The organism is Frankia sp. CgKIO3 (genome assembly GCF_977946435.1).
The window spans coordinates 1,416-10,363 of record NZ_CDWTMO010000151.1; the positions used below are offsets into that span (position 1 = coordinate 1,416).

The following is an 8,948-nucleotide window of genomic DNA, read 5'->3' on the forward strand; positions in this document are numbered from 1 at the left end:
TGCGGAGGACGTCGGGCCTGTGCCGAAGGCGCGCAGCGCCGGGGAGGCGAGCGCGAGCGGCAGGACGGTTGCGCACACGTCGTGCCGGAAGCCGGGCAGCGTCAGCTCTTCTGTGCGCAGCCCACCACCGGGAGTGCCTGCGGCCTCCCGGACGAGCACCCGCCAGCCGGCCTCGGCCAGCGTCAGGGCTGCGGTCAGCCCGTTTGGACCGGCCCCGACGATCACCGTGTCGAAGCTGTCCGTGCTCACCGCGCACCTCTTCCATTCGGGTTCCATCCGGAGAACCTCGCCCATCCGGACCGTCGATGGGTACCCCACCCGACGGCAGCTGGCCACGCACGATCGTGCCGCTGCCGGGCATCGAGCCCGAACGTGATACCCGCCCGAAGGTGATGCCCGCCCGTCCAGTCGTGCTCCAGGGCCGCCGTCGCGCCGCTGGTCCGAGCCCGGGAGCGGATGCCATAAAAGGTGTCCAGTATCACTCATAAATGGGGTTTCTGTCACAGAAGGAAACTCAGCTGTGGACTCGTGCGTTGAGATCTGTGCATAATCAGTCACTTTCCGTTTCCGCGGGTCCAGGATGGACGTCGGATGTGGTCGGACCGCGGTGTCCGACGGGCGCCGGCAAACCGTCCCCAACGGTGATACTTCGGGGCCGATCTCCGACGAGACACCCGTCCCGCCGCATCGAACTCGAGGAGGATGCCATGACCGCTTCGGTTTCCCCGCCGTCACCGTCCCGGCACAGCCATTCGCCGCCCATGCCCGGGTCCACCGCCAAGCACGTGCGCCGGGCCCAGGGTGACCACAGCCCCCTGCGCCCCGATCTCCAGGCCTCCCTGGTCGTGTTCGTCGTGGCGTTGCCCCTGTCGCTGGGCATCGCCGTCGCCTCGGGGGCGCCGGTCGCCGCGGGTCTCCTCGCCGCGGTGATCGGTGGCGTCGTCGCCGGCGCCCTCGGCGGTGCGCCGTTGCAGGTGAGCGGGCCGGCCGCCGGGCTGACCGTCATCGTCTCCGACCTCGTCCACACCTACGGGTGGCGCGTCACCTGCCTGATCACCGTGGGGGCCGGGATCCTGCAGATCCTGCTCGGGCTCTGCCGGGTCGCCCGCGCCTCTCTGGCCGTCTCGCCGGCCATCGTCCACGGGATGCTCGGCGGCATCGGGCTGACGATCGTCCTCGGCCAGTTCCACGTGGTGCTGGGCGGACAGGCCGAGAGCCACGCCTGGGACAACGTCGCGGCAGTGCCCGAGGCGATCGTCGATCCGCACGTTTCCGCGACCCTCGTCGGCTTCGTCACCATCGCCACGATCCTCCTCTGGCCCCGCTTGCCGAAGAGGCTGCCGAACGCCGTCCGAGCCATCCCCGCCTATCTCGCGGCGGTCGTGACGGGCACCCTGCTCGCCGCCGTCGCGGGCTTCGACCTGCCCAGGGTCAACCTGCCCTCGTCCCTGTTCGACGCGGTCGCCCTGCCGGGCCTCCCGCGCGGTGACTGGTCCGGCATCGCGCTGGCCATCGTCACCGTGGCCATCGTCGCCAGCGTCGAGTCCCTGCTCTCGGCCGTCGCGGTGGACCAGCTTGCCACCACCCGAGGCTGGCGGGGGCCGCGCGTCGACTTCGACCGCGAGCTGCTCGGGCAGGGTTCGGCGAACCTCGCCTCGGGCCTGGTCGGCGGGCTGCCGATCACCGGGGTGATCGTGCGCAGCTCCACCAACGTCGCCTCCGGCGGGCGTACCCGGAAGTCTGCCGTCCTGCACGGCGTCTGGGTGCTGCTGTTCGCCGTGTTCTTGGGCCGTGCCGTGGAGTGGATCCCGCTGTCCGCCCTCGCAGGCCTGCTCGTCGTCGTCGGTGCGCGGCTGGTCGACGTCGCGCATCTGCGCCACGTCCGCCGGCACGGGGAGCTGCCCGTCTACCTGGTGACAATCGTCGGTGTTGTCGCCCTCGACCTCCTGCAGGGTGTCGCCCTGGGTCTGCTCACCGCGCTCGCCCTGGTCCTGCGCCGGGTGCTGTGGTCGAGTGTCCGGCTGGTCCGCACCGACGAGCTCTGGCAGGTAGAAGTCGAGGGGACACTGAAGCTTCTTGTCCCTGCCCCGCCTCGCGCGGATCCTGGGCCGCATCCCCGTCGGTGCCCCCGTCTCGATCGAACTCATCGTCGACTACCTTGACCACGCCGTCTATGAGCATCTGCGTGGCTGGTGCGCGAACCACGAGGCGTCCGGCGGAACGGTGAGCGTCGACGAGATCGGCCAGGTCTGGTTCCGCCGGCCGGCCGAGGTCGCGGAGCAGCGGCGCCGCACCGTCGTCCCGCACCTCCCGCGCTGGTTCGCGCCCTGGTCGCAGTGGCAGGAGCTGGAACTCGCGTCGTCACCGTCGGATTCCCATTCGTCGGAGTCGCGGTCGTCGGATTCCCAGCCCGGCGGCGTCGTTCCGCCGGCGATTCACCTGGACCCAGTCCCGGCCCCGGCGGCGTCGGCCCCGGCGCAGGCCTCCCCCGACCTGACGGTCCAGCACGTCAGCACAATGTTGCTCGGGGTGAACGAGTTCCACCGGCGGGCCGCCCCGCTCCTGCGGGGCACCTTCGACGAGCTCGCCGGGGGACAGCAGCCCGGCGCCCTGTTCCTCACCTGCGCCGACTCTCGCATTGTTCCCAACATCATCACCAGTAGCGGTCCCGGTGACCTGTTCACGATCCGTAATGTCGGGAACGTCGTCCCGGTGGACGACCCCGCCGGATCCGACCCGGACGCGCCCTTGCGACGCGGTGGCGACCTGTCGGTGACCGCCGCGCTGGACTACGCCGTCGACGTCCTGCGGGTGCCCTCGCTCGTGATGTGTGGCCATTCCGGCTGTGGCGCCATGCAGGCGTTGTTGTCCGGCGCGCTCGACGGCGCGCTCGACTCGGCCCTGGCGGGCTGGCTGTCGCACGCCGCCGCCTCGCTTGAGCGGACGCCCCCTGCCGGCACGGAGGATCTGCTCCCGGTGGAAAGGCTGGGCCGCGCCAACGTGGCGCAGCAGTTGGAGAACCTGCGCGCGCATCCGGCCGTGCGCCGTGCCCTGGCACGCGGCACGCTAGAACTCGTCGGCCTGTACTTCGACATCGCCGATGCGCGCATCTGGGTGCTCGAGGAGTCGACCGGCCGGTTCGTCGACCCGATGGACGCGTTGCCGACGGCGGTCATTGGGACCGGCCCGCGTCGCCGGTGGGACACACCGGTGCGGGTACCCGCACCCATGGTCGCGGTCGGCGCGGGTCCTGCCGACGAGCAACCGCCGCCCGCCGGCCGGCGGGCCCGGTGGCTCAGCCTGCCGCGGTAATGCCGCAGCGGTGAAGGGCCGCCGATCGCCCGGGGCCCGGGATCAGGGATCAGGGATCCGAAGTGCTGACCCCGGAGATGCACCGATGGTCGGCGACGTCGACCGTTGGATGACGTCGATCGTTGGATGACAGAGAGTCGCCGAGGGTTGGGCGCGGTCTCAAGGCCGGAGACCGTTACCAATTCTCGGCAATTCGCCGTCGCGCCGGTTCGCCGTCGCGCGGTTCGTCCGCGGGGGTCACGAGGCCGGGATGACCCGCTCCGGGTAGTCCAGCCAGGATGTCTGACCGTCGGGGGTGACGGTGAGCCCGAAGCGGGTGCAGGACGGCCGTCCTGCGTTCACCCACCAGTCGTAGGCCATTTCGAGTTCGTCCCACAACCGTCGTGGCCCATACTGGGTGACCTCATGCCCGTCCGACTGCCCGTCCGACCCGGCGGTCAGTGACGCCCACGACTGTGACGCCGCGTGGGACAGCAGAAGTGTTTTCGCTGGGCCGCCTTCCTCGATCTGCCCGGTGGTGCAGCCGGGCAGCCACAGGCCGACCGCGAATCCGGCCGCGGCGTCCCCGAAGGGCTCATCCAGATACCGGCAGGTTGTTCTGACATCGGCGTCGTCCTCGCCGAGCCACCAGACGGGTTTGTCGGCCCGCTGGCCGCGCAGCCGCATGAAACCCGCCTCATCATGAAAATGGCCCGAGGCGGTGCCGTCCGCAACGGTCAATGACAGCAGCGCCCCACCGAACTCGCTCGTGAACGGCAGCACGATCCGCCCGCCAGGCCGGGTCTGCATGATCCAGGGGTAGGGAACGGTAACCACCGACGCTGTGGCGATGATCCGGTCGTAGGGAGCCCGACCGGGAAACCCCGCCGCGCCGTCCCCGACGACCACCGTCACCGGACGGCCGATTCTGGCGAGGGCCGCGCGGGCTTGCCCCGCGATTCCCGGATCGATCTCGATGGTGGTGATCTGGCCGGTCGGGGTCCGCTCGGCGAGCAGCGCCGCGTTATAGCCGGTCCCGGTACCGATCTCGAGGACGTTCATCCCGTCCCGCACATCGAGGAGGTCAAGCATCCGGGCCATGACCCACGGCGCGCTGCTGGAACTGGTCGGTATGACGCCCCTATCGTCGTACCTGCCCGTCCCGTCGTCGACCTGCGTCGTGATCCCGTCGTCGCCGCGGCACAGCTTCGACCACCGCTGTGGATCATCCTGGCGCCGGAGCGGGACCAAGAAGAACCCGTCCTCGTCCCGGACCCAGATTTCATCCGGGATGAAGTCCTCGCGGTTCACCCGGCGGACGCTCACGCCTTCCCTGAGCCCTTGCACACGTCGCAGGAGACGGTCTCGTTCTTGCCGTCGCTGGTCACGGTGATCTTCTCGCTGCCGTTGCAGGTCGGGCAGGCTACCGGTTTCGCGTGCTTACCCACCCGACCGCCTCTCACCTGGGGCCATCTGGGGGTTCGGGCCCACGGCCATGATTCCATCCGGACGGTGCCGCGCGTCAAGGGGCCGCGGCAGCCTCGCGGCCGGGCCGGGAAACTGATCTAACTTGACAATTCTTAATATTTAAGAAATTTGTCGGCATCCGGGCGTGCTGGCCACGACACTCTGACGCCGACGCCGGCGGATGCCGGATCCGGTGGATCTCGCTAGAGCGGGCGGCAGACGTGCGTCAAGGTCCAGTCGGTTCCGGTCGCGGCACCCTCCGTTTTCGGCTGAGTGCCGGTCGTGCCGTCATGACCGTCCGCGCCGATCCGACGGTGCAGGAGGGTCGCCGTCAACGGGGCGACGTCGATCCGCCAGAACATCTCGACCGGGCAGCGCAGGGCGGCCACGAGCACGCCCCGGATGACCGCTGGATGGGTCACCGCGATGATGGCCCGGTTCGGTGCTTCGCCGGGCCAGCCAGTTCTCGACGCGGCCAAGCAAGCTCAGTAGGGATTCGCCGCCCGGCGGGGCCACCGCCGGATCGCTGTGCCACCGGCGCAGTTCGTCCGGGGGAATCTCGTCCAGGCTGCGCCCCCGCCACGCCCCGACGTCCAGGTCGCGCAGGGCCGGATCCACCTTGGGGACGATGGGTGGGCCCGGGGCCCGCGGGATGGTGACGTCACCCTTGCGGGCACCGAGGCCCAGGGCGGCGGCGGTCTGACAGGCCCGCGCGGATCCGTCGCAGAGCATCCCTCCCGTCGCGGGAAGCGCGCCGGCGCCGAGAGGTTCGTCGACAGGGAACCGGGCGGCCCGCAGGGCCGCGGTCGGCGCGCAACTAACCAGGGCCAGCCGCACCGGCGGCACCGATCGCACCGATCGCACTGGTGGGGGCCGCGGCACGTCGGGACGCGCGTTCGGTCAACGCGCCGAACAGCAGGCCGATGGCCGCCCAGACGGTCGCCTGGATGGCGAGCGAGGCGATCCGGAACCGCCACAGCACGTCGGCGGGGAAGCCCTCCGGCGTCTCGTGCACGCGGGGCAGGACGGCGTAGACGACGCCCAGGACCACCAGCCCGCCGACGACGGCGGCGATCGTCGCGTTCCAGCCGCCGAGCCGACCGGTGAGCCGCCGCGCGGCCACACCCGTCCCGACCACGACGATCACCGAGATCAGGATCATGAGGAAGTACAGGACGGTCCGCCGGCCGATCGTGTCGGGATTGCCGATCGCGGGGGGATTCGCCGGGTACTTCAGATCGGGCAGGAGGTAGACCGCGGTGAACCCGGCGAGGGCCACCAGGGCGGCCGTCCCCCGGGGCCCGAGGGCGCCCAGGCGGCCCTGCACGCACGCATACGCCAGGGCGAACATGCCGCCGATGGCGACGGAGAAGAGCAGCAGACCGGTGAACAGACCGAGCGTCGACTGCACGGTCCGGGACACCGGCTCGGACTCCTCGTGCGCGTGAGCGACGAGACCCACCGCCTCGTGCGCATGAGTGGAGCTCTCGCCCGCCGACTCGAAGGTGATCGCGTGACCGATCTGGCTCTCGCCGAGGGTCTTCGCGACGATGAAGGCGAGCACGCCGGCGACCAGACCGACGAGCATGCCACGGATCAACAGTGTTCGTGCCACAGCGTCTCCTTGCTGGAACAGAGCGGGAGGAGGCGTCAGTGGCGTCAGTGGCAGGGGAAGCCGAGCAGGTGGCGGGCGTCGTGCACGAACTCGTGGACGTAGTTCCCGCCGAAGATTGACAGCGCGCCCTGCTCGGCGCCGACGAAGTACAGCCCGAGCAGCGCCAGCAGCCCGCCGAAGAGCAGGAAGGGCACCAGCTCACGCAGCGGGATGGTCGGCAGGGTCGGCAGTGCCGGCTGGGCGAGCGGTGCGGGGGAGACGGCGGGGTGCGCCATGAGGAGAACCTCCACTGGAATCACGCGTTCCACGGGTAGGACGGGTTCGGGTAATGGGTCTGACTTCCGAGACCGTCCAGGACGGACGGGCCGGTCACAGTGGCGCGACCATGCCGGAATCACACCGGCTTCCATCACACGAACATGTAGAGATAAACAGCGCCATGTAACCCTGTCAAGTTTTCTGGGCTGCCAGGATGGCTGGACGGGTCCGGGTGCGGTCCCCGTGGGGCATGCTGGTGTGCTGTGCGTGCGGTCAGTGTGCTTGTGTATGCGGTCAGGGGGACCAGCAGCGGTCAGGGGAGCCAGGAGACGGTGGCACAGCCGAGCTGATGCCGGATGGGGCCGTCGGGCCCGGCGTTCGTGGCGTAGGCGCACACCGTGTGCGGGACTGCGCTGGTGATGACGGTGGTCTCGAAGCCGTGGTCGGAGCCGGCGTCGGGGTAGAAGCGGGCGACGTCCGGTCGGGAGGTGTCCGCGGTGGCGGTGGCGGCGGTGGCACCGTCGAGAGTGACCGTGACGGTGAGGGGGTCGGCGGGGGCGTCGGGGTCGTAGGCCCAGCCGGCGACGCGGACGCTGCTCCAGCCGGCGGTGATCCACGGGTTGGGCGTCGCGAGGTCGAGGTAGCCGAAGGGCGTGTGGTCGACGGCGGGCGCGTCCACGGTCGCGGTGATGCAGCCGAGGCTCTGCCGGTGGAAGGAGCCGAGCGGGCCGATGTCCACCGCGGCGGTGCAGACGGTGTGGGTGCCGGGTGCGGCGGCCACGGTGGTGTCGAAGCCGTGGTCGGGGCCGGCGCCCGGGTGGGCCCGGGCGACGTCGGGACGGGAGCGGTCGGCGATGACGGTGGCGGTGGCGACGTCGTCCAGAATGATCGTTACGGCCAGGGGGCGGCTGAGGTCCCCCGGGTCGATGGCCCAGCCGGCGACGCGGATGCCGGTGGGGGAGGCGTCGACGAGATCGAGAAAGCCGAACGGCGGCGCATCGTCTCCATTGGGACAGTTTTTCTCGATTTTCTCGATCTTTTCGGTTTTCTCGATCTTCCCCGTCTTCCCTACGTCACTGGGCTCGGCCGTCGGGCAGGTGCCGGCCACGGCGGATCCGGCCAGGCCGGCGCCGATCAGGACGGTGGTGAGAACGAGGATGCTGATCATCGCGACGGTGGTACGTACGGGCGTTCGATGCGGCGTGATGGCGATGATCGTCACCCTCTCTCCTCTCGCCCAAGGTGTGAACTGAAAGTATCATCTTCATCGCTATCGGTCGACAACCGTGAAGGTTGTGTTGCATGTTGCATCCACGTCGCTGCCATGCGCATTCTGCGGGTGCGGTGTCCGTGCGGCCATGGGTCCGTATGGCCGCGGGGCGGTATGGCCGCGGGGCGGTGGGATGGTGGGATGGTTGGGCGCCGACTGGGCCCGGCCCGCCGACCGCGGCTGTTACCAGACCTGGATCAGTCAGCTCGGTCTGGCGGGGGACCCGTGGACCGGTCGCGGGACCGGATAGCCGAGAAAGCCTGCCGCGATCGTGCGCCCGCTCCCCGACTCGGCGGCCAGCCGAACCGGGAGAACGGCTCCGCCCGCAGATGCAGACGGATGATCTCGCTGCTGTACGCCAGCGTGTCGGCCGGCAGATCGTCCGGTGGGTGCCAGGCGAGGGCGGAGCAGGTGGCCGGCTCCCGATTGGTGGGCTCGCCGCTCCATCGCGGCACCAGGAAACCGAAACGTCGCTGTCCGGCGGAAGGGCATGCGTGACACCCGCGAAAGCGACATCCTCGGGTTCGACCCCGATGCCGAGCTCCTCGTCGAGCTCCCGGATCACCGCGGTCACGACGTCCTCGACGGGCTCGATCCGTCCGCTGGGCAGCGCCCAGCAGCCGCTTCCGTAGATGTCTCCCGCGCGTTTCGTCAGGAGCAGGCGGCCGTCCCGTACCAGTAGCGCAAGAACGTCGACCGGGGTCCGGTGTTCGTGCCGCATGGTCCTCCTGCACCTTTACCATGACCGTGTGACAGTTCCGGTGCCAAGGTAACCCTTGTCGCCGAACATGTTCCTCGGATCGAGGACGTCGGGGATTCCGGACCGGGTTCGCCACGGCGGCCGTCCCACGAACCGCCTCCTCGAGGCCGACACCTCCGACGACCGTCTCACCCAGTGGCCACAATCCGTCGGACGGCCGTCGGCCGGTGAGTTGCGGGGACCTGAGCACGGTCTGCGGTACTTGGACCGTGCCTTGCTCCCCACAAGTTGGCTGCCGCGCGGTCAGGCGGACCCGGCCTTCGGCCTTCTTCGCCTGGTAGGGATTT

At 70.0% G+C, this 8,948-nt stretch carries 8 protein-coding genes, 2 pseudogenes and 1 riboswitch; of the genes and pseudogenes, 2 read left to right on the forward strand and 8 right to left on the reverse strand.

Annotated elements, in window-relative coordinates; genetic code table 11:
- Positions 1-249: FAD-dependent oxidoreductase (locus tag AC08OJ_RS15650; protein ID WP_476596103.1), on the reverse strand; the 249-nt coding region annotated here is incomplete at its 3' end.
- A 458-nt stretch (positions 250-707) separates the two neighbouring features.
- On the opposite strand from AC08OJ_RS15650, the gene AC08OJ_RS15655 reads away from it, so the two are divergent.
- Positions 708-2,162: a SulP family inorganic anion transporter gene (locus tag AC08OJ_RS15655; RefSeq protein WP_476596104.1), complete on the forward strand. Its 1,455-nt coding sequence runs from the start codon at positions 708-710 to the stop codon at positions 2,160-2,162.
- The gene (locus AC08OJ_RS15660) at positions 2,077-3,312 is read left to right on the forward strand and encodes a carbonic anhydrase (RefSeq protein WP_476596105.1); all 1,236 of its coding nucleotides are present in this window, start codon (positions 2,077-2,079) and stop codon (positions 3,310-3,312) included. The genes AC08OJ_RS15655 and AC08OJ_RS15660 overlap by 86 nt, the downstream gene beginning before the upstream one ends.
- Positions 3,313-3,549: 237 nt before the next feature.
- On the opposite strand, the gene AC08OJ_RS15665 is transcribed toward AC08OJ_RS15660, so the two are convergent.
- The 7 genes and pseudogenes from AC08OJ_RS15665 to AC08OJ_RS15695 all read right to left on the reverse strand — a co-directional run.
- Complete coding sequence (locus AC08OJ_RS15665) at positions 3,550-4,602, reverse strand: methyltransferase domain-containing protein (protein WP_476596106.1); 1,053 nt, start codon at positions 4,600-4,602, stop codon at positions 3,550-3,552.
- A gap of 11 nt (positions 4,603-4,613) precedes the next feature.
- The gene (locus AC08OJ_RS15670) at positions 4,614-4,739 is read right to left on the reverse strand and encodes a hypothetical protein (RefSeq protein ID WP_476593888.1); all 126 of its coding nucleotides are present in this window, start codon (positions 4,737-4,739) and stop codon (positions 4,614-4,616) included.
- Positions 4,740-4,961: 222 nt separating this feature from the next.
- Positions 4,962-5,490: pseudogene (locus AC08OJ_RS15675) on the reverse strand (histidine phosphatase family protein).
- A gap of 85 nt (positions 5,491-5,575) precedes the next feature.
- Entirely contained in the window at positions 5,576-6,373 is a 798-nt protein-coding gene (locus AC08OJ_RS15680) for a CbtA family protein (protein WP_476596107.1), read from the reverse strand.
- Between the two features lie 44 nt (positions 6,374-6,417).
- The gene (locus tag AC08OJ_RS15685) at positions 6,418-6,648 is read right to left on the reverse strand and encodes a CbtB domain-containing protein (RefSeq protein ID WP_462188974.1); all 231 of its coding nucleotides are present in this window, start codon (positions 6,646-6,648) and stop codon (positions 6,418-6,420) included.
- A gap of 4 nt (positions 6,649-6,652) precedes the next feature.
- Positions 6,653-6,808, reverse strand: a riboswitch (adenosylcobalamin (AdoCbl) riboswitch).
- Positions 6,809-6,944: 136 nt separating this feature from the next.
- Positions 6,945-7,853: a hypothetical protein gene (locus AC08OJ_RS15690; RefSeq protein WP_476596108.1), complete on the reverse strand. Its 909-nt coding sequence runs from the start codon at positions 7,851-7,853 to the stop codon at positions 6,945-6,947.
- 580 nt (positions 7,854-8,433) lie between these two features.
- Positions 8,434-8,622, reverse strand: a pseudogene (locus AC08OJ_RS15695) (NUDIX domain-containing protein); the annotation flags it as partial.
- Positions 8,623-8,948 lie beyond the last annotated feature (326 nt).